Annotated in this window: 17 protein-coding genes; 12 read left to right on the plus strand and 5 right to left on the minus strand. The window is 62.6% G+C overall.

From position 1 onward, the window contains the following. Positions 1–30 precede the first annotated feature (30 nt). From NKI10_RS29665 to NKI10_RS29700, 8 genes are all read left to right on the plus strand, one after another. A complete protein-coding gene (locus NKI10_RS29665) occupies positions 31–1,524 on the plus strand; it encodes a DegQ family serine endoprotease (RefSeq protein WP_023748695.1) in 1,494 nt (497 codons plus the stop codon). 47 nt (positions 1,525–1,571) lie between these two features. Then, entirely contained in the window at positions 1,572–2,882 is a 1,311-nt protein-coding gene (locus tag NKI10_RS29670; RefSeq protein WP_023688417.1) for a replication-associated recombination protein A, read from the plus strand. 183 nt (positions 2,883–3,065) lie between these two features. Further along, complete coding sequence (locus NKI10_RS29675) at positions 3,066–3,896, plus strand: aspartyl/asparaginyl beta-hydroxylase domain-containing protein (RefSeq protein ID WP_352862517.1); 831 nt, start codon at positions 3,066–3,068, stop codon at positions 3,894–3,896. A 53-nt stretch (positions 3,897–3,949) separates the two neighbouring features. Then, positions 3,950–4,324 carry a fluoride efflux transporter CrcB gene (crcB, locus tag NKI10_RS29680; RefSeq protein ID WP_352862518.1) on the plus strand — a complete coding sequence of 125 codons (375 nt, stop codon included), beginning with the start codon at positions 3,950–3,952 and terminating at the stop codon, positions 4,322–4,324. A gap of 132 nt (positions 4,325–4,456) precedes the next feature. Continuing rightward, the gene (locus tag NKI10_RS29685; RefSeq protein WP_023672769.1) at positions 4,457–5,437 is read left to right on the plus strand and encodes an RluA family pseudouridine synthase; all 981 of its coding nucleotides are present in this window, start codon (positions 4,457–4,459) and stop codon (positions 5,435–5,437) included. Positions 5,438–5,499: 62 nt separating this feature from the next. Beyond that, positions 5,500–6,357: a DMT family transporter gene (locus NKI10_RS29690; RefSeq protein ID WP_502897598.1), complete on the plus strand. Its 858-nt coding sequence runs from the start codon at positions 5,500–5,502 to the stop codon at positions 6,355–6,357. Between the two features lie 11 nt (positions 6,358–6,368). Next, positions 6,369–7,160, plus strand: coding sequence for an ATP12 family chaperone protein (locus tag NKI10_RS29695; RefSeq protein WP_352741576.1), 792 nt, complete (start codon positions 6,369–6,371; stop codon positions 7,158–7,160). Between the two features lie 178 nt (positions 7,161–7,338). Next, on the plus strand, positions 7,339–9,225 hold the full coding sequence (locus tag NKI10_RS29700; protein ID WP_352862520.1) for an MFS transporter: 1,887 nt from the start codon (positions 7,339–7,341) through the stop codon (positions 9,223–9,225). Positions 9,226–9,319: 94 nt separating this feature from the next. Here NKI10_RS29700 and NKI10_RS29705 read toward each other — a convergent pair whose 3' ends face one another. Continuing rightward, positions 9,320–9,517 carry a DUF2735 domain-containing protein gene (locus NKI10_RS29705; RefSeq protein WP_023672773.1) on the minus strand — a complete coding sequence of 66 codons (198 nt, stop codon included), beginning with the start codon at positions 9,515–9,517 and terminating at the stop codon, positions 9,320–9,322. Positions 9,518–9,834: 317 nt separating this feature from the next. Here NKI10_RS29705 and NKI10_RS29710 point away from each other — a divergent pair, with 317 nt between their 5' ends. Then, positions 9,835–10,875 (plus strand): glutamine synthetase beta-grasp domain-containing protein, encoded by a 1,041-nt coding sequence (locus tag NKI10_RS29710; protein ID WP_023748691.1) that lies wholly within the window; start codon positions 9,835–9,837, stop codon positions 10,873–10,875. Positions 10,876–11,012: 137 nt separating this feature from the next. On the opposite strand, the gene glnA is transcribed toward NKI10_RS29710, so the two are convergent. Both glnA and NKI10_RS29720 read right to left on the minus strand, forming a co-directional pair. Next, a complete protein-coding gene (glnA, locus tag NKI10_RS29715) occupies positions 11,013–12,422 on the minus strand; it encodes a type I glutamate--ammonia ligase (RefSeq protein ID WP_352862521.1) in 1,410 nt (469 codons plus the stop codon). A 58-nt stretch (positions 12,423–12,480) separates the two neighbouring features. Then, positions 12,481–12,819 carry a P-II family nitrogen regulator gene (locus tag NKI10_RS29720; RefSeq protein WP_006205430.1) on the minus strand — a complete coding sequence of 113 codons (339 nt, stop codon included), beginning with the start codon at positions 12,817–12,819 and terminating at the stop codon, positions 12,481–12,483. 484 nt (positions 12,820–13,303) lie between these two features. On the opposite strand from NKI10_RS29720, the gene NKI10_RS29725 reads away from it, so the two are divergent. The 3 genes from NKI10_RS29725 to NKI10_RS29735 are packed head-to-tail and all read left to right on the plus strand — an operon-like array spanning position 13,304 to position 17,518. Continuing rightward, on the plus strand, positions 13,304–13,960 hold the full coding sequence (locus tag NKI10_RS29725) for a hypothetical protein (RefSeq protein ID WP_352755465.1): 657 nt from the start codon (positions 13,304–13,306) through the stop codon (positions 13,958–13,960). A 19-nt stretch (positions 13,961–13,979) separates the two neighbouring features. Next, positions 13,980–15,521 (plus strand): NAD(P)H-hydrate dehydratase, encoded by a 1,542-nt coding sequence (locus NKI10_RS29730; RefSeq protein ID WP_352862522.1) that lies wholly within the window; start codon positions 13,980–13,982, stop codon positions 15,519–15,521. Beyond that, positions 15,518–17,518 (plus strand): hypothetical protein, encoded by a 2,001-nt coding sequence (locus NKI10_RS29735; RefSeq protein WP_352862523.1) that lies wholly within the window; start codon positions 15,518–15,520, stop codon positions 17,516–17,518. Before NKI10_RS29730 ends, NKI10_RS29735 begins: the two co-directional genes overlap by 4 nt. Before the next feature lie 25 nt (positions 17,519–17,543). On the opposite strand, the gene NKI10_RS29740 is transcribed toward NKI10_RS29735, so the two are convergent. Both NKI10_RS29740 and NKI10_RS29745 read right to left on the minus strand, forming a co-directional pair. Further along, the gene (locus NKI10_RS29740) at positions 17,544–18,521 is read right to left on the minus strand and encodes a M48 family metallopeptidase (RefSeq protein ID WP_352862524.1); all 978 of its coding nucleotides are present in this window, start codon (positions 18,519–18,521) and stop codon (positions 17,544–17,546) included. Positions 18,522–18,620: 99 nt separating this feature from the next. Continuing rightward, on the minus strand, positions 18,621–19,165 hold a 545-nt coding region (locus tag NKI10_RS29745), incomplete at its 5' end, for a carboxyl transferase domain-containing protein (protein ID WP_352862525.1).

The following is a 19,165-nucleotide window of genomic DNA, read 5'->3' on the forward strand; positions in this document are numbered from 1 at the left end:
GCCCCCGAACTTGCCTTGGAGGATTCGCGAATGCGCGCCAACCGACTGTCTCTTGTTCTGCTCTTCGCCATGATGGCGTTCGCAGCCGCGCCGACAGTCAGGCAGGCTCTGGCCGAGGACGCCGCCAAGCCAGCCGACCCGGGGCTCTCCGATGTGCTGACCGACCTCCTGCATGGCGTCGAAGGCGAGAACGGCACCTCCGGTCCCGACAAGCGCGTGCCGTTCGGCCGCGAAGAGGTGCAGCTGTCGTTTGCCCCCCTGGTCAAGCAGACGGCGCCGGCCGTGGTCAATGTCTATGCTTCGCAGACGGCCAAGGTCACGTCGCCCTTTGACGGCGATCCTTTCTTCGAGGAATTCTTCGGCCGCGCGCAGCCGCGCGCACAATCCTCGCTCGGCTCGGGCGTGCTGGTCGACCCGAGCGGCGTCGTCGTCACCAATTTCCACGTGATCAAGGATGCCGACGAGGTCAAGGTCGCGACCGCCGACGGGCGCGAATTCACCTCGAAGGTCATGCTCAAGGACGAGACGCTTGACCTCGCCGTGCTCAAGATCACCTCCGACAAGCCGTTCCCGGTGATTGCCATCGGCGATTCCGACGCGCTCGAGGTCGGCGACCTGGTGCTGGCCATCGGCAATCCGTTCGGCGTCGGCCAGACCACCACCAGCGGCATCGTGTCGGCGCTTGCCCGCAGCCATATCGGCGTTTCGGATTCGGGCTACTTCATCCAGACCGACGCCGCCATCAATCCCGGCAATTCCGGCGGCGCGCTGATCAACATGGGCGGCCAGTTGGTCGGCATCAACACCGCCATCTACAGCCGCAGCGGCGGCTCGATCGGCATCGGCTTTGCCATCCCCGCCAACATGGTGCGCGCCTTCGCCGACGCGGCCAAGGCCGGGCTCGATTTCTTCGAGCGGCCCTATATAGGCGCCGAGTTCGAAGCGGTCACACCGCAGATCGCCGAATCGCTTGGCATGGAGAAGCCGACCGGCGCGCTGGTGTCGTCGGTCGAGGAAGCCGGACCGGCGGCCAAGGCAGGGCTGAAGCCCGGCGACGTCGTGCTGCAGCTCAATGGCACGACCGTCGAAGGCATCGAGGCGCTGGACTACCGCATGGCGACCCTGTCGATCGGCACCAAGGCGAGCTTCGCCATCCTGAGCAAGGGCCAGCAGGCGACGATGGAGATTGCACTGGAGCGCGCGCCGGAAGGCGCCAAGGCGTCGGAAGTGACCCTGCATGGCCGCAGCCCGTTCTCCGGCGCCAAGGTCGCGGAACTGTCGCCCAGGCTCGCCCAGCGGCTCGGCCTGCGCACCGACCTCAAGGGGGTCACCGTGGTCGACATCAACCGCGATTCGCCGGCCGCCGATTTCGGCTTCCAGCCGGGCGACATCGTGCGCGAGGTGAACGGCACGACGGTCGATACGGCGGCGACACTGGCGCAGCTTGCCCAGCAGGATACACGCTGGTGGCGCTTTACCGTCGAGCGCGGCGGGCAGATACTGCGCCAGGTGTTGCGTTACTGAGGCGATCTTCCCATTTCTGAGGATCGTGCTCCAACCAGAAGACCTAGATGGCCGATCTGTTCAGCGTCGATGAACCGGAAAGAGCGCCGCCCGGCCGGCCTTTGGCCGATCGGCTGCGCCCGAAAAACCTGGACGAGGTCGTCGGCCAGGAGCATCTGACCGGGCCAGACGGCGCACTGACGCGGCTGATCAACTCCGGTTCGCTCGGCTCGATGATTTTCTGGGGGCCACCCGGCACCGGCAAAACAACCGTGGCGCGGCTGCTGGCCGGCGAGACCAGCCTTGCCTTCGAGCAGATCTCGGCGGTGTTTTCCGGCGTTGCCGATTTGAAGAAAGTGTTCGAGGCGGCAAAGCTGCGTCGCACCAATGGCCGCCAAACGCTGCTGTTCGTCGACGAGATCCATCGCTTCAACCGCGCCCAGCAAGACTCTTTCCTCCCGGTCATGGAGGACGGCACCGTCGTGCTGGTTGGCGCCACGACCGAAAATCCGTCCTTCGAGCTGAACGCCGCGCTTCTGTCGCGCGCGCGGGTGCTGGTGTTTCACTCGCTGGGCGAGGAGAGCATCGCCAAGCTGATGACGCGCGCGGAGGAGACAGAGGGCAGGGCGCTGCCGCTCGACGATGAGGCGCGGGCGATGCTCATCCGCATGAGCGATGGTGACGGCCGGGCCTCGCTGACGCTGGCCGAGGAAGTCTGGCGCGCCGCCAAACCCGGCGAGGTTTTCGATCCCGAAGGGCTGCAGCGCATCGTCCAGCGCCGCGCGCCGATCTATGACAAGGGCCAGGACGGTCACTACAATCTGATCTCGGCGCTGCACAAATCGGTGCGCGGGTCCGACCCGGACGCGGCGCTTTATTATCTTGCCCGCATGTTCGACGCCGGCGAGGATCCGCTCTATCTCGGCCGCCGGCTGGTGCGCATGGCGATGGAGGATATCGGGCTGGCCGACCCGCAGGCGCTGGTTATCGCCAACGCCGCCAAGGACGCCTACGACTATCTCGGCTCGCCCGAAGGCGAACTGGCCTTCGCCGAGGCCACCGTCTATCTCGCCACCGCGCCCAAATCCAACGCCGTCTATACCGCCTTCAAGGCAGCCACGCGGGCGGCGAAGGAGTTCGGTTCGCTGCTGCCGCCCAAGCACATCCTCAACGCGCCGACCAAGCTGATGAAAGAGGAGGATTACGGCGCCGGCTACCGCTACGATCACGACCAGCCCGATGCCTTTTCCGGCCAGGACTATTTCCCCGAAAAGATGGGCCGGCAGACCTTTTACGATCCGCCCGAACGCGGCTTCGAGCGCGATATCAAGAAACGGCTGGACTATTGGGCAAAGCTGCGCAGCGAGCGGGAAAAATAGGTGCGCGGGACAAACGGGACGAACTCGGCCTGCCCGCGATGAACTGAAATTCTGTCCCCGCCAGTCACAGCAGTGTGATTGTACCGCATGACAAAAAGCCCTATCACGTCGCATGACTCGGCCGGGAGGCTGCCAGGACGGGCGATAATTCGGAACGGGGACAGCGCGCCGCGCGCAAAGAAAATGACAAAATCCCTTCGCAAAATGCTTCGCCAGGCTGTGATTGCTGTCCCGCTGCTCGCGCTCGGCTTCTATTTCATTCCGATCCTGACCACGATCTGGATCGTCTGCGGCCTGATCGATGTGCTGCGCAACGCCAACAAGGATCTGTCGCTGTTGCGCGGCTATTTCCTCGGCAATGGCATCTTCACCTGGCTGCTGTCGCCCTTCAATCTGCTGGTGGACCTCGTTTGCTACAGGAACCCGGGCGTGTGGAAGCTGGAGCAGTTTCCCGCCGATTATCAGCGCGAGGTCAACGAGGTTCTTGACGTCTTCAAGGCGCGCAAGGACGAGATCATCGCCGATATCGACGCCAATTTCGGCACCGGTCGTCGCGGCATGTATGTCTATCAGTGGTACGGCAAGCACCGGATCGACAATGTCGTGGAATTCAACAAGGATTTCAAATACATCAAGACCGTTGCCGTGTCTGTCTTCAGAGGCAAGGAATCGACTTCCTGGCATTTCGGACCGCTCCGGCTCAGCCTGCGCATCCTCTACAATCTCTTGCCGGTGAAGGCAGAGGTTTTCGTCGAATGCAACGGCGCCAGGAATTACTGGCACGACAACCCGCTCTATATTTTCGACGACACGCTGCTGCACCGCTCGGTCAACGAGTATGACGGACGCCGCTACTGCGTGTTCATGGACATCATCCGGCCGTCGCCGTTCCCCGGCTTCATCGCCGGACTTCTCGCCATCGTTTCGGTCACCGTCGAGCGCATCAATTCCATGTTCTACAAGAACTGGAAGATGATCGGCTCGAGCAAGGCAAAGAAGGTCGAGACGACCTGAGGCGTTAGCCTGAAGGGATTGACCGCACTGCCTTGGCCGGGCAGTAAACGGGCATGTTCAATCTGCTTCTTGTTGTGGTCGGCGGCGGCATCGGCGCCGGCATCCGCCACCTGACCAACATCGGCGCCTTGCGCCTCGTCGGCCCCAACTACCCCTGGGGGACGATGGCGATCAACATCGTCGGCTCCTTTGTTATGGGGCTGTTCATCGCCGCGCTGATGCGGCGCGGCGGTTCCAATGAGCTCCGGCTGTTCGTCGCCACCGGCATCCTTGGCGGCTTCACCACCTTCTCCGCCTTTTCGCTCGATTTCGCGACCCTATGGGAGCGCGGAGCGACGCTGCCGGCGTTGGGATATGCGCTGGCCAGCGTCGTTGGCGCCATTATCGCCCTGTTTCTGGGACTTTGGCTCGCAAGAACCGTTTCATAGTGTTATTGCCCCGACCTGGAGCACGCCGCATCCTCTGGACGCGCTGCAGAAACTTTGATCTTGCGCATGATCCTTTCCGAAAGCCGGAGTAGATTTCGGGGTCACGCGTTAGAAACCGATAAAGCGAAAATCATGGCAGGCGTAGAACAGATCACGGTGGAGGCCGGCGAGGCGGGCATGCGGCTCGATCGCTGGTTCAAGACCCATTTCCCCGGCCTCGGCTTTGGCCATCTGCAGAAGTTGCTGCGCTCGGGCCAGATCCGCGTCGATGGCGGCCGGGTCAAGGCCGACAGCCGTGTCGAGCCCGGCCAGGTGGTGCGTGTGCCGCCGCTCGAGGTCGACAAGAAGGGCGAGAGTGCGCTTACGGGTTACTCGATCCGCAACCAGGGCGACGCCGATGTGCTGGCCAAGATGCTGATCCACGAAGATCCAAAAGTCTTCGTCTTCAACAAGCCGGCGGGCCTGGCGGTGCAAGGCGGCTCGGGCGTCACCCGCAATGTCGACGACATGCTGGAGGCCTGGCGCAGCCAGAAGGGCGAGAAGCCGCGCCTGGTGCACCGGCTCGACCGCGACACATCGGGCGTGCTGGTGGTTGCCCGCACCAGGCTTGCAGCGATGAAGCTTTCCGAGTCATTCCGGGCGCGTGAGACCAAGAAGACCTATTGGGCGCTGGTCAAAGGTGTCCCGCCCAAGCGCGAGGACAAGATCTCGACCTGGCTGATCAAGGAACCGACCGAGGACGGCGACCGCGTGCGCGTGGCAGCCCATGGCGAAAAGGGCGCCGACCACGCCGTGTCCTACTATCGCATCATCGAGCAGGCGGCTCAGACGATGACCTGGCTGGAAATGGAGCCGTACACTGGCCGCACCCACCAGCTGCGCGTTCATGCCGCCTATATCGGCTGCCCGATCCTCGGCGACCCCAAATATTTCGAGGCCGACACCAACTGGGACTTTCCGGGCGGCATTCAGAACCGCCTGCATCTGCATGCGCGCCGCATCGTCATTCCGCACCCGGACAAGGGCGTCATCGACGTCACCGCGCCGATGCCGCCGCATATGCGCCAGAGCTGGAACCTGATCGGCTTCGACGACGCCAGCGCGGAGGACTGACATTGGCCGTTGCCTCGGCATTGGATCGCCGCGATGCGGTCGATCTGGCGGCTGCTTCCATCATGGTCGGGCTGACCTTTTCCTGGGGACTGAACTACGTCGCCGCCAAGATCTCCTATGCCGGCTTCGATCCGGTTTTCGTCTCGATCGCACGCTCGATCATCGGCGGGCTCTGTGTGCTCGGCTGGTGCTGGCTGCGCGGCATCAGGCTGTTTAAGGCCGACGGGTCGCTTGTCGCCGGCATCATTGTCGGCGTGCTGTTCGGCGTCGAGTTCCTGTGCCTCTATATCGGGCTGGAATACACGACCGTTGCTCGCAACACACTGCTGGTCAACACCATGCCGTTCTGGGTCCTGATCGGCGGCCATTTCCTGCTCGGTGAGCGTATCAACGCGCGCAAGCTTGGCGGGCTCGTTCTCGCCTTCTGCGGCCTGGTGGCGGTGTTTTCCGACGGGATTGCCGGCGGCAACGACGTGACCTTAATGGGTGATCTGCTGAGCCTCGGCTCCGGCATCCTGTGGGCGGCGACCAGCATCGTCATCAAGCGTTCGAAACTGGTCGAGACCAGTGCCGAGAAATTGCTGCTTTATCAGCTGGCCGGTGCGGCCATTGTCGGTGTCCTGGTGATGCCTTTCACCGGCCCGCCGATCCGCGCGATGACTGCCTTGCCGACATTGGCGCTGCTGTTCCAGTCGCTCTATATAGTTGCCTTCACCTATGTGCTGTGGTTCTGGCTGCTCAGGCGCTATCCGGCATCGGGCCTGTCGAGCTTCGCTTTTCTGTCGCCGGTGTTCGGCGTCCTCTGCGGCGCTATCATTCTGGGCGAGGCGCCGACGACCAGGATCTTTGTGGCGCTTGGGCTGATCGCTGTCGGCCTGATCATCGTCAACCGGCCGGCGCGCAAGCAGGTACCTGGATAGAAAGTTCGACCATGCGTGACATCCTCAACGACCTCGAAGCGGGAAAGCATCTGTCCGATCCGGATCCGGTGCGCCGCGCGCAGATCCAGATGAAGACGCACCTGCCGAAGCGCTTCTACAAGGACGTGTCGGTCGTAGCTGTGGAAGACGGTTTTGCCGTCCATCTCGACGGCAAGCCGGTGCGCACGCCGGGCAAGGCGCTGCTGGCGCTGCCGACCGAAAACGCCGCCGCCCTGGTCGCCAATGAGTTCGCTGCACAGGGCGAGACCATCGACCCGGTCACGATGCCGGTGCTGCGTCTGGTCAACACCGCCATCGACGGCGTCGCCAGCGACCCGCAGGCGGTGCTGGAGGACGTCTTGCGCTTCGCCTCGTCCGATCTGACCTGCTACCGCGCCGACGCGCCGCAGGGGCTGGTCGAGCGGCAGAACCAGCATTGGGATCCGGTGATCGACTGGGCGAGGGCGACATTAGGGGCTCGGTTCAACCTCGCCGAGGGCATCATCCATGTCGAGCAGCCGCGCGAAAGCCTCGCCGTCCTCGGCGCCCATCTTGCCCAGCGTGCCGAGCCGCTGCGGCTGGCTGCAATCCATGTCATGACTTCGCTGACCGGGTCGGCGCTGCTGGCGCTGGCGGTCGATTACGGTGCGCTCGATGGCGATGCGGCTTGGGCCGCCGGCCATGTCGACGAGGACTGGCAGATCGAGCATTGGGGCCAGGATGCCGAGGCTGTCGCACGCCGCTCGGCCCGCAAACGCGACATGATGGCGGCCGTCGGCCTGCTCGATGCGCTGAAGACCTGATCCTCGGCCTTTTGCCGCACTGCACCTAATACCAAAGTCATAAATCCAAGGTCTGTCTGCCTCCGGCGGTCGCTTTCTGTCATTTTTTACGCCGATGTCGGGTTCGAGTCGCGTTCGGAGGGAACGCCGACGATGACGCCCAGCGTCGAAGGCAGACGATTCACGGGAGGACAGTTCAATGGCATTGGCATCGACCGCCAGCGGAAGCAGCCGCGGCATGACGCGGGAGGAGAAGAAAGTCATCTTCGCTTCCTCGCTCGGCACGGTTTTCGAATGGTATGATTTCTATCTCTACGGCGCATTGGCGGCCGCAATCGGCACCACATTCTTCGCCTCTTATCCGGAGGGGACGCGCAACATCTTCACGCTGCTGGTTTTCGCTGCCGGCTTCCTCGTGCGGCCGTTCGGCGCGCTGGTGTTCGGCCGTATCGGCGATCTCGTCGGCCGCAAATACACATTCCTCGTCACCATCACGATCATGGGCCTGTCGACCTTCCTGGTCGGCCTGCTTCCCGGTTCGGCGAGCTGGGGCATCGCGGCGCCCATCATCCTGGTTGGGCTGCGCATGCTGCAGGGCCTGGCGCTCGGCGGTGAGTATGGCGGTGCCGCGACCTATGTCGCCGAACATGCACCCGACGATCGCCGTGGCTTCTATACGTCGTGGATTCAGACGACAGCGACGCTTGGCCTGTTCCTGTCGCTGATCATCATCCTGGCCGTGCAGAATTCGTTGAGCAAGGAGGATTTCGCGGCCTGGGGCTGGCGCATTCCATTCCTACTCTCGGCCATCCTGCTCGCAATATCGGTCTGGATTCGCCTGACGCTTTCGGAATCGCCGGCCTTCGTCCGTATGAAGGAAGAGGGCAAGGGCTCCAAGGCGCCTTTGTCGGAAGCCTTCGGCCAATGGAAGAATGCAAAAATTGCGCTGCTGGCGCTTTTCGGCCTCACCGCCGGCCAGGCCGTGGTCTGGTACAACGGCCAGTTCTACGCACTGTTCTTCCTTACCAATGTGCTCAAGGTGGACGCGCAGTCGGTCAACATCATGGTCGCCATCGCGCTGGCGGTAGGCGCGATCTTCTTCGTCGTGTTCGGTTGGCTTTCCGACAAGATCGGCCGCAAGCCGATTATCATGGCCGGTCTTGCGCTGGCGATCGTCACCACTTTCCCGCTGTTTAAGGCGCTGACCTGGGCGGCTAATCCAGCTCTGGCAACGGCACAACAGACAACGCGTGCGACTGTGACCGCCGCGCCTGGCGACTGCAAATTCCAGTTCAACCCCACGGGCACTTTCAAATACACGACGTCATGCGATATCGCGACCGCCTTTCTCAGCAAGAACTCGGTGCCTTATGACGTCGTGACGACGGCAGCGGCTGGAACGCCTGCTACAGTCAAGATCGGCAACGAGACAGCTGAATCCTATGACGCGGTCGCGGCTGGCGATCAATTGAAGGCCAAAGAGGCAGCCTTCGGCAAGGCAATCAATATTGCCTTGCAGGATGGTGGTTATCCGCTGAAGCGCGCTGCCGCCAAGGTTGCCGACCAGAAGCTCGACGCCTTTGTCGCGGCCAACCCCGAACTGAAGCTCGACGCGGCAGCCATCCGCGCAGGCGAAAAGACCGCAGTCCCGACCGAGCAGGCGATCAAGGACAAGGTGCTGACCAAGGATGAGGCAGCCGGCGCCACCGAGGTGACCGTCTACAGCATTCCGGCAGCGGGTGCGTTTGCGATGTTTGCCGACCCGGCACAGGTCAACTGGGCCAAGGTCATCGGCATCCTGTTCATCCTGGTCCTCTACGTGACCATGGTCTACGGGCCGATCGCGGCGATCCTGGTTGAGATGTTCCCGACCCGCATCCGCTACACCGGCATGTCGCTGCCCTACCACATCGGCAATGGCTGGTTCGGCGGCTTCCTCCCGGCGATCGTGTTCGCGCTCAGTGCCTACAAGGGCGATATCTACTACGGGCTCTGGTATCCGGTGGTGATCGCGGCAATGTCGCTGGTCATCGGCATGATCTTCGTCAGGGATACGCTCGGCACCGACCTGCATACCAAACAGTAGCCGACAGGTCTGTGTCATACAAAAAACCCGGCGCGAGCGATCGCGCCGGGTTTTTCATTTGTGGGCCTGTTCGATCTATCAGCGCGGAAGACGCCTAGCTCTTGCGAGGCTGTTCGGCGTCCGCAATGGCGGCCTCATGATACCAAGCCTCGCCATGGTCAAGCGGCTGATCGCGCAGCGAAGCAAGCTCTGCCGCAAACTTGGCCTTTACGCCTAAATTTGAGGCACCCGCACGCGCTGCCACCGGGAACATCAGGATTTTGGCCGACGGACGGGCTGAGGTGATTTCCATGGTCGGTCTCCTTTCTTCTGGAGAGGCTCTTCGATTCATCTTTCCATTAAGGTAAGTCCTGCAATTCATTTAGGCAAGATGCCTAAAGAAAGATCGGCATTTGCCTGTTATTTAAGCAAATTCTGCCTTTGATCGATCCGGGCGCATTGCTTAGGCGGCTTGCCTTCGTCACCGGCATGAAAGGGCATTTTTGCCGCACCCTGACCAACTGAAGTGGCACACGATTTGCATTTTATTGGCTTGGCAGCTGGGCTGCTGGATGGCTCGGCGCGCCGGCGTCATCCAGGTTCGGTGATCAAGCAACGAGAGGCTCTAGAATGACGAAATACAAGCTCGAGTATATCTGGCTCGATGGTTACACGCCGGTCCCCAATCTTCGCGGCAAGACCCAGGTCAAGGAGTTCGCCGAGTTCCCGACGCTCGAGCAGCTGCCGCTGTGGGGCTTCGACGGTTCCTCGACGCAGCAGGCCGAAGGCCATAGCTCCGATTGCGTGCTGAAGCCGGTTGCCGTGTTCCCCGATCCGGCCCGCACCAATGGCGTGCTGGTGATGTGCGAAGTGATGATGCCAGATGGCGTGACGCCGCATGTGTCCAACAAGCGCGCCACCATCCTCGACGACGAGGGCGCCTGGTTCGGCTTCGAGCAGGAGTATTTCTTCTACAAGGACGGCCGTCCGCTCGGCTTCCCCGAGAGCGGCTATCCGGCGCCGCAGGGTCCGTACTACACCGGCGTCGGCTATTCGAATGTCGGCCCGATCGCGCGCCAGATCGTCGAGGAGCATCTCGACCTCTGCCTCGCAGCAGGCATCAACCATGAAGGCATCAACGCCGAAGTGGCCAAGGGCCAGTGGGAATTCCAGATTTTCGGCAAAGGCTCCAAGAAGGCCGCCGACCAGATGTGGATGGCCCGCTATCTCTTGCAGCGCCTGACCGAAAAATACGAGATCGACATCGAGTATCACTGCAAGCCGCTCGGCGACACCGACTGGAACGGCTCGGGCATGCACGCCAACTTCTCGACCGCCTATATGCGCGAAGTCGGCGGCAAGGCCTATTTCGAAGCGCTGATGGCTCAATTCGACAAGAACCTGATGGACCACATCGCCGTCTACGGCCCGGACAACGACAAGCGCCTGACCGGCAAGCATGAGACCGCGCCGTGGAACCGCTTCAGCTACGGCATCGCCGACCGCGGCGCCTCGATCCGCGTGCCGCATTCCTTCGTCAACAATGACTACAAGGGCTACCTGGAAGACCGCCGCCCGAATTCGCAAGGCGACCCCTACCAGATCGCTTCGCAGATCCTGAAGACCATCGCGGAGGTTGCGACCAGCGCGCAGGTTTCGGCGGCCGCCTAAGCATCTATAGCGGCGCAGGCTTCGTAAGCCTGCGCCGTAGCCTGCTGCTATCACGTCTACGGTCTGCTATTGGTCAAACAAAAACCCCGGCGTCTGAACTGACGCCGGGGTTTTTCCTTGTCGCTGAGGCTTATCGTTCAGACCGAATAGTACATGTCGTATTCGACCGGATGCGGGGTCATTTCGAAGCGCATCACTTCGGCCATCTTGAGCTCGATGTAAGAGTCGATCTGGTCGTCGTCGAAGACGCCGCCGGCTTTCAGGAAGCCGCGGTCCTTGTCCAAGCTTTGCAGCGCTTCGCGCAGCGAACCGCAGACGGTCGGGATCTTCTTCAGTTCCTTCGGCGGCAGGTCGTAGAGATCCTTGTCCATCGGCTGTCCCGGGTGGATCTTGTTCTTGATGCCGTCGAGGCCGGCCATGAGCATGGCGGCGAAAGCGAGGTAGGGGTTCGCGCCTGGATCGGGGAAGCGGACCTCGACGCGCTTGGCTTTCGGGGACGAGCCGAACGGAATGCGGCACGAGGCCGAACGGTTGCGCGCGGAGTAGGCGAGCAGCACCGGGGCTTCATAGCCAGGCACAAGGCGCTTGTAGGAGTTGGTCAGCGGGTTGGTGAAGGCGTTGATGGCCTTGGCGTGCTTGATGATGCCGCCGATGTAGAACAGGCACGACTCCGACAGGCCGGCATATTCATTGCCGGCGAAGGTCGGCTTGCCGTTCTTCCAGATCGACTGGTGGACGTGCATGCCCGAGCCGTTGTCGCCGAAAATCGGCTTCGGCATGAAGGTGGCCGTCTTGCCATAGGCGTTGGCGACCTGGTGCACGACATATTTGTAGATCAGCATCTTGTCGGCGTTGCGGACCAGCGTGTCGAACTTGATGCCGAGCTCGTGCTGGGCAGCGGCAACCTCGTGATGGTGCTTTTCGACGCGCACGCCCATTTCGGCGAGCACGGTCAGCATTTCGGAGCGCATGTCCTGCGCGCTGTCGATCGGCGGCACAGGGAAGTAGCCGCCCTTGACGCGCGGGCGGTGGCCGAGATTGCCGGTCTCGTAGTCGGTGTCGTCGTTGGACGGCAGTTCGGTCGAGTCCAGCTTGAACCCGGTGTTGTAGGGATCGGCCTTGTACCTGACGTCGTCGAAGACGAAGAACTCGGCTTCGGGGCCGACATAGATGGTGTCGCCGATGCCTTCGGCCTTCATGTAGGCCTCGGCCTTCTTGGCGGTGCCGCGCGGGTCGCGGTTGTAGGATTCGCCGGAGACCGGATCGAGAATGTCGCACAGGATGACCATGGTCGATTGGGCGAAGAACGGATCCATGTGGACGGTGTCCGCATCGGGCATCAGCACCATGTCGGACTCGTTGATCGCCTTCCAGCCGGCGATCGAGGAGCCGTCGAACATGACGCCGTCGGCGAACATGTCTTCCTCGACCTCGATGACATCCATCGTGACGTGCTGCAGCTTGCCCTTCGGATCGGTGAAGCGCAGGTCGACGAATTTCACGTCGTTGTCCTTGATCTGCTTCATGATGTCTTTGGCTGTCGTCATGTCGTTTCTTCCCTGTGTGATGACGTTTCGAGGAGACGTTAATCTGAAATCAGAAAGCTCAGACGGCGTCCATCCCCGTTTCGCCGGTACGGATGCGAACGACCTCCTCGATATTGGAGACGAAGATCTTGCCGTCGCCGATGCGGCCGGTCTGCGCCGCCTTGCGGATGGCTTCGATGGCGCCTTCGACGGCGTCGTCGCCCAGCACCACTTCGATCTTCACCTTGGGCAGGAAGTCGACGACATATTCGGCGCCGCGATAGAGTTCGGTATGGCCTTTCTGGCGGCCAAAGCCCTTAGCCTCGGTGACGGTAATGCCTTGCAGACCGGCCTCCTGAAGCGCTTCCTTCACTTCGTCTAGCTTGAACGGCTTGATGATCGCTTCGATCTTTTTCATGTAAAAAGTGGCCTCCACTGCCAAAAAAACGGGTTGTGCGCCCCGCTTGCGCCTCCATCAAGCACGAACTGTGCCAATTTCAGCCCACGCGAAGCGGTTTCGCGCAATTCCAATGCCGCGCCGCGCCGGGATGCACATTCGCGTCATCCTCTGCTTCGGCTGCGGCAAAGCTGCCCGAAGCCTACACATTGCCGCTTCGGGCGTCTGCACGATAATTAGGCAGATTGCGCATTTTGCAGGCCCGCGCGGATCCGTGCAGTTGGGCGGCCTGGCAGATTTGACCCATCATTCCCGGTGTGGGCATATCCGCGTCAACGACGCAGTGAAAGGTGGACGAATGAAGGGTGTATTTGGGCGCGGGCAGTCTTCACGTGGCTCTGCCGGCTCCGGTGGCGGTTCGACTGGTGGCGGACCACCGCGGGCCGTGGATTTTCCATGGCGCGACAGACCTGACAGCGCCGCCTGCAACTTTGCATTCGGACATTTGCGCGACAATCTTCCGCAGCTTTTGGCGGTGAATGGACGCATCCATGCTGAGACCATCGTTTCGGCTGCGGGAGCGATTGCCGGCTTTGCCGCGCAGTGCGCTCTGCTCAGCGGCCGCACACCCGAGCTAGACATCGTGACGACCAAGGACGGGTCGCGTTTCCTGTTCGGCGAGCCGCTGAACGAGATGCTCTTTGCCCGCGACGACAAGAAGGCTCCGGAGCGGCTCTGGAACCTCGCTGCCGGAACGGCGATCAACAACGGCCTGCCGCCTAATGGTATGCCTTCGCTGGAGGCCATGTTCGCCCATGTCTCGCAGACGCTGGGCGGCCCACTGGAGGGGCTGCCGTCGGTCGGCAAAAATCATCATCCGCATTTCCCGGTCAGGAAATTGCTTGGATTTGCATGGCCAATGGCGGTGACGTGTCTGACCGGCCGTCTGCCGAATGCGACAATTCTCTATGGCGAGGCCGATGTGACCAATTGGCCGGCCATCACCGCCAATGTGGCGGCATTGATTCTCGGTCAGGCCAAGGATTTGCTCGACCCGAAGCTCGGTCTCACCATCGTCATGGAATCGGCGATCTATGCCTCAAAGGTCGATCCGGGCCTCGTGTCCGGCCGAGCTCCCGACGCTGCCACGCAAGGCGGATGAACCGAAGGACGTACCAGCGATGGGTTTGCCAGCCGGCGCCAAATTGGAACTGCTGTCGCCGACCGAGATGGCGGAGGCCGACCGGTTGGCAATCGCGGCCGGTCCGCTGGACGGCTATGGCCTGATGAAGCGCGCCGGCGAAGCGGTCGCGGCGGTGGTGTTGGCGCGCTACCCCGCCGCGAGCCGCGTGCATGTGCTGTGCGGCCCCGGCAACAATGGCGGCGACGGCTATGTCGTGGCGCGGTTGCTGGAGGAGACGGGTGTCGATGTCGCGCTGTGGGTGTCTGGCGAACCGCGGGCAGGCAGCGATGCTTCGATCGCCGCAGCCCAATGCCTGCTGGAGCGCAAGCCGCTAGCGGCTTTTGCCGCCGAGCCAGGCTCGTTGATTGTCGATGCTCTCTATGGCGCGGGATTGTCCAAGGACATTTCGGGAGATGCCGCACGCGCGGTGGACAGTGCCGCCCGCCAGTCTGTTGTTGCCGTCGATTTGCCTTCAGGTGTCTCAGGTGACAGCGGCGACATTCTCGGCACGGCATTTCGTGCCGACATCACCGTCACCTTCGCGCGCAAGAAACCGGGGCATCTGCTGTTGCCCGGCCGGGACCGATGCGGCGAGATCGTCGTCGCCGATATCGGCATTGGCGACGACATCATCGCCCAGGTCGCGCCGCGCGCATTCGAAAACAAGCCGGCGTTCTGGCTCGACGCGTTGCCGGTGCCGGCGGTCGATGCACACAAATACAAACGCGGTCATGTCGGCGTCTTCTCCGGCGGACCGTCGGCGACGGGTGCGGCGCGGTTGGCCGCACTTGCCGCTGCAAGAAGCGGGGCAGGGGCAGTGACCGTGCTGTCTCCCGCCAATGCCATGCAGGTGAACGCCACGCATCTGACCGCGATCATGCTGCGCAAGGCCGACGCTATCGAGGACGTGCAAGACTTTCTCGGCGATCGCCGGTCGTCGAGCTTTGTCCTCGGCCCGGGCTTTGGTGTTGGTGACAAGGCGCGAGATTTCGCCCTCGCCGTGCTCGGCAGAACACGGCAAGAGGGTGGTGTTGAAGGGTTGGTGCTCGATGCCGACGGCATCACGTCTTTCCGCAACGCGGTCTCAACGCTGTTCGAGGCGGCCGGCAGGCCGGATGCGCCAGCATTGGTCATGACGCCGCATGAGGGCGAGTTCGGCCGACTGTTTCCCGACATCGCCGATGACAAAAGTCTGTCCAAGCTCGCCAAGGCTCGCGCGGCTGCGGCGCGCTCCAACGCCACTGTCATCTACAAGGGCGCCGACACCGTCATCGCGGCTTCCGACGGCCGCGCCGCGATCAACGCCAATGGCGCGCCATGGCTGGCCACCGCCGGGTCAGGGGACGTGCTTGCCGGCATAATTGCCGCGCTGCTGGCGCAAGGCATGTTGCCCTTCGAAGCAGCTTGCGCCGCTGTCTGGATCCATGCCGAGGCCGGCAGCCGCTTCGGTCCGGGGCTGATCGCGGAGGATCTGCCGCTGGCCCTGGTGCCGGTGCTGCGTGAACTGGTCGATGCACGGCAGAAGGTGGCGATCAGATGAAGCATTTCGCGTTCGTCGTTGCGGCCATCATCGCGCTGTTCGCCTCGCATGGCGTGCGCGCTGAGCAGCCGGTGACCATCGTCGACGATCCGGCGGTGCTCGCCGCCCTCGATGCCAAGGGGTTTGGCTTCGCCGGCATTTTCGCCGTCGACGGCGCGGACGATCTGAAGACGCTCTACAGTGAGGTGCCGGCCTATCGTGCTGTTGTCGACATGGTGGCGGCCGATATTGCCACGCTGCGGGCCGAGATAAAGGCCGGCGGGCGCACGCTCTACGAGGTGACCGACGGCAATGTCGGCCGCATCATGGATATGCGCTGGCTGAAGACCGAGGCCGCGCGCTTCCGCCTGGTCGGCGTCGTCAACCGGCTGGACCGGCGTGACTTCACCGCGCTGCAAGGTGACAAGAGCTGTGGCGAGGTGCGCTTTGTCTATCGCCTGGCCTACAGTTTCCGCAAGAACGGCAAGGTTCTGGCATCGCGGCTGCCATTCAATTTCAACGCCGTCTACAGCGTGGCGCCGGATGCCGATGGCGGCTGCGTCGGCGTTGCCGGGCGCTGGACACCGCAGATCGACGAAAACGTCGATGCCGGCTGGCTGGTCGGCGGGCCGCTGGCACCGGAGGAACTGACTTTCAAACAGCTCGAACTCAACGCGCAAGTGGTGCGCTTTCCCTCGGGCCAGGAGACCGAGTTCGGCGGGCAGGCGGCCTATCTGATGCGGATCTTCGGCATCGATGGCGCTACCGTCAGCGAGAATCCGCTGGAGAATACGCCAGACGTCGCGCGGCTCTCCGACGATGCTGCACTCAAGAAAGGGCTCGCCGACTACGTCAGCGCCAATGTCGCGGCGGTCGATCTCGGCGTCTACGAAATCCCCGACGAATTCCTGGCGAAGAAAATCATCTCGTGGTCGACCTTCGGCAGCGCGAGACGGGCCAACCATCCGTTCACGCCGCTGTTCCAGCCAGCGGATTTCGCCGGCTTGGACTATGCGGCGCTAAAGCTGGTGCGGACACCGGAGGCGCTGGTCGAGCGGCTGGACAATGGCGCCTGCCAGGGCTGCCACCAGGCGGGCTCGACGGCCGGCTTTCACTTCATCGGCCTCGACGACAAAACGACGTCGCCTCTCAACCGGATCGAGGTCGGCATCTCGCCGCATCTCCATGCCGAGATTCCGCGACGTGAGGCCTGGCTGCGCGCGACGGAAGAAGGCAAGGAGCCGAACCGCTACCGGCCGCTGTCCTTCGCGCCGCCAGCGACATGGACCGATGCCGGCGATGTCGACTACGCCCCGGCCGAGATGGCGATGCCGTGCCTGATGCCGGATGATGCAAAACGCTTCGGCGCGACCTGGCAATGCGGTGGCGGCACCGTCTGCACGCCGCTCGCGACGGCTTCAGGCGTGCATACCGCGTTGGCGCAATGTCTGTTGCCCACGGACAGTCCAAAGATGTTTTCGGGCCATCCCTGCCTGACCGGGTCGATCGCCAGCAACCCGTCTCAGCCGTTCAACGACCGCTACAAGATCACCGGCCAGTTCGCGGCTTTTGCGCCGACCTTTTCGCGGACCGCCTACACCTGCCGGCCACCGAAAATCGGCGTACCGGCAGGCATCGCTTATCGCGCCTGCGACGACAAGGACCGCAGCTTCGCCGCATTCAAGACGGGCAAGCCGATGCCATCGGAAATTTGCGGCATGGTCGGCGGCAAGAAATTCGACACCTGCGTCGCCACCAACAATTTCGACCAGTGCCTCGGCGGCGCGGTCAACCGCGGCAACCGTCCAGCCTGCTCGGCTGATCATTTCTGCCGCGAGGACTATATGTGCCAGTCGCTGCCGCCGGACACGCCGGGTGCTGCCAAGGTGAAAGGCATCGGCTACTGCTCGCCGACCTATTTCATCTTCCAGATGCGCATCGATAATCACGCGACGCCCTGGGCGAGCGCGACCAGCGCCCCCAGGGATGCGGGGTTCGGGGCGGCGGAAGAGGAGTGAGCCTGCGAGTTGGGCGACCACCAGTTCAGCGCTGGAGATAGTCTTCCATCCGCGCAGTCCATTTGGTGTCGAATTCCGAAATGTGGCGCTGTGCTACGCTCGAGTTCAGCAGCGTCGAGAGCGCGGTCACGGCGATCGGGTCCAGGTCGGGCGGCTCCGTGTAGCCAAGCGCCGCCAGCCGTTGAGCCAATGATGGATGGGTGGACTTTGCGTCATCCGGGCTTGCCCACGCCTTGCGGGCGCAAACATCGAGGCAAATGGGTTCTCGCAGCTGGCCGGCAGCTTCCAGCATGCGCTCGAGCGGCGGTCGCGGCGGACGCAAAGCACCTCGCAATTCATGCTGCAAAGGGTCATAGACCGTCTCCGTGAAATGCACGTCTGCCGTGGCAAGAAGCAACAGCGCGCGTGCGGCGTGCTCGGCGTCGCCGGAGGATGCCGCGTGTCGATCTGCCTTGATCTCCGCTTCGCGCGAAAGCCGGATTTCTTCCCGCTCGAACGATTGCGACAGCCAGCCGATAGCGGCGTGGAACAGGCTGCCTGTGATCGTGGTTCCGGGCGGGGCATACTCGAAGACAAATCCGAAACCGTTTTCGAACTCAGCGAGATTGAGGCTGCCATTGGTATCCTTGTTGCGCACATGCGCGTCCTCATGGGCAAGGATCGCGGCAAGCGCTCTTTCATCGGTCACTGCGAGGAGAGGGATGCCAATGGTTAGAAACAGCCGATTGCCGAGAAGGCCGAGAAGCGTGCGCTCTTCGCGCACGCTGGCGTTCAGGTTGCCCTCTAGTATGACAACCGTGCGCGCAGCACGGCGCGGTCCGGCGACGCTCCGCCACAGCGCCCACAGGCCGGGCGCTTCTGCTTCACTGACGCCTTTGATCTTGCTGCGTCGGAAGCCCGCAAACAATGTGCCGAACAGAAATGCCAAGGCCGTGGTGGCGATCGGCATGACGACGAAGCCGCTGGCGATAAACCAGATTGGATGGTTGTCGAGCAGGGACATCCAGACGCAGAAGATGATGAGAGCGGGAACAACGAAAAACAGGACCGTGAACCTGCCAAACCGCCGACCGGCGCTGATGATCAGTCGCGACATTGGATGTTACAACGGGATGTTGTCGTGCTTCTTCCAAGGGTTCTGCATGTCCTTGTTGCGCAGCATGCGCAGTGCCCGGGCAATGCGGCGGCGGGTCGAATGCGGCATGATCACCTCGTCGACATAGCCGCGTTCGGCGGCGACGAAGGGCGACAGGAAGCGGTCTTCGTAAGCCTTTGTGTGAGCTGCGATCTTTTCGGCGTCGCCGATATCCTTGCGGTAGATGATCTCGACCGCGCCTCTCGCCCCCATCACCGCGATCTGCGCCGTCGGCCAGGCATAGTTCATATCGCCGCGCAGATGTTTTGAGGCCATCACGTCATAGGCGCCGCCATAGGCTTTGCGGGTGATGACGGTGATTTTCGGCACGGTCGCCTCGGCGTAGGCAAACAGGAGTTTCGCGCCATGCTTGATCAGGCCGCCATATTCTTGCGCGGTGCCGGGCAGGAAAACCCCCACCACAACCCAAGTGTCGAAATGGAATGAATAAAAATAGCAAAAACCCCCCCCGCCCCCCCCCATGAGCCGATGCTCGGCGAAGACCACCCCCG

Source organism: Mesorhizobium sp. M0802 (assembly GCF_040320115.1).
In the GTDB taxonomy this organism is placed as follows: domain Bacteria; phylum Pseudomonadota; class Alphaproteobacteria; order Rhizobiales; family Rhizobiaceae; genus Mesorhizobium.

Coding starts and splice junctions, on each gene's coding strand:
- NKI10_RS29740 (WP_352862524.1), bottom strand. CDS start 18,521: ATGTCCCTGCTCGACAACCATCCAATCTGGTTTATCGCCAGCGGCTTC.
- glnA (WP_352862521.1), bottom strand. CDS start 12,422: ATGACGACAGCCAAAGACATCATGAAGCAGATCAAGGACAACGACGTG.
- NKI10_RS29685 (WP_023672769.1), top strand. CDS start 4,457: ATGGCAGGCGTAGAACAGATCACGGTGGAGGCCGGCGAGGCGGGCATG.
- NKI10_RS29675 (WP_352862517.1), top strand. CDS start 3,066: ATGACAAAATCCCTTCGCAAAATGCTTCGCCAGGCTGTGATTGCTGTC.
- NKI10_RS29705 (WP_023672773.1), bottom strand. CDS start 9,517: ATGGAAATCACCTCAGCCCGTCCGTCGGCCAAAATCCTGATGTTCCCG.
- NKI10_RS29730 (WP_352862522.1), top strand. CDS start 13,980: ATGGGTTTGCCAGCCGGCGCCAAATTGGAACTGCTGTCGCCGACCGAG.
- NKI10_RS29700 (WP_352862520.1), top strand. CDS start 7,339: ATGGCATTGGCATCGACCGCCAGCGGAAGCAGCCGCGGCATGACGCGG.
- NKI10_RS29720 (WP_006205430.1), bottom strand. CDS start 12,819: ATGAAAAAGATCGAAGCGATCATCAAGCCGTTCAAGCTAGACGAAGTG.
- crcB (WP_352862518.1), top strand. CDS start 3,950: ATGTTCAATCTGCTTCTTGTTGTGGTCGGCGGCGGCATCGGCGCCGGC.
- NKI10_RS29735 (WP_352862523.1), top strand. CDS start 15,518: ATGAAGCATTTCGCGTTCGTCGTTGCGGCCATCATCGCGCTGTTCGCC.
- NKI10_RS29690 (WP_502897598.1), top strand. CDS start 5,500: ATGGTCGGGCTGACCTTTTCCTGGGGACTGAACTACGTCGCCGCCAAG.
- NKI10_RS29665 (WP_023748695.1), top strand. CDS start 31: ATGCGCGCCAACCGACTGTCTCTTGTTCTGCTCTTCGCCATGATGGCG.
- NKI10_RS29710 (WP_023748691.1), top strand. CDS start 9,835: ATGACGAAATACAAGCTCGAGTATATCTGGCTCGATGGTTACACGCCG.
- NKI10_RS29670 (WP_023688417.1), top strand. CDS start 1,572: ATGGCCGATCTGTTCAGCGTCGATGAACCGGAAAGAGCGCCGCCCGGC.
- NKI10_RS29695 (WP_352741576.1), top strand. CDS start 6,369: ATGCGTGACATCCTCAACGACCTCGAAGCGGGAAAGCATCTGTCCGAT.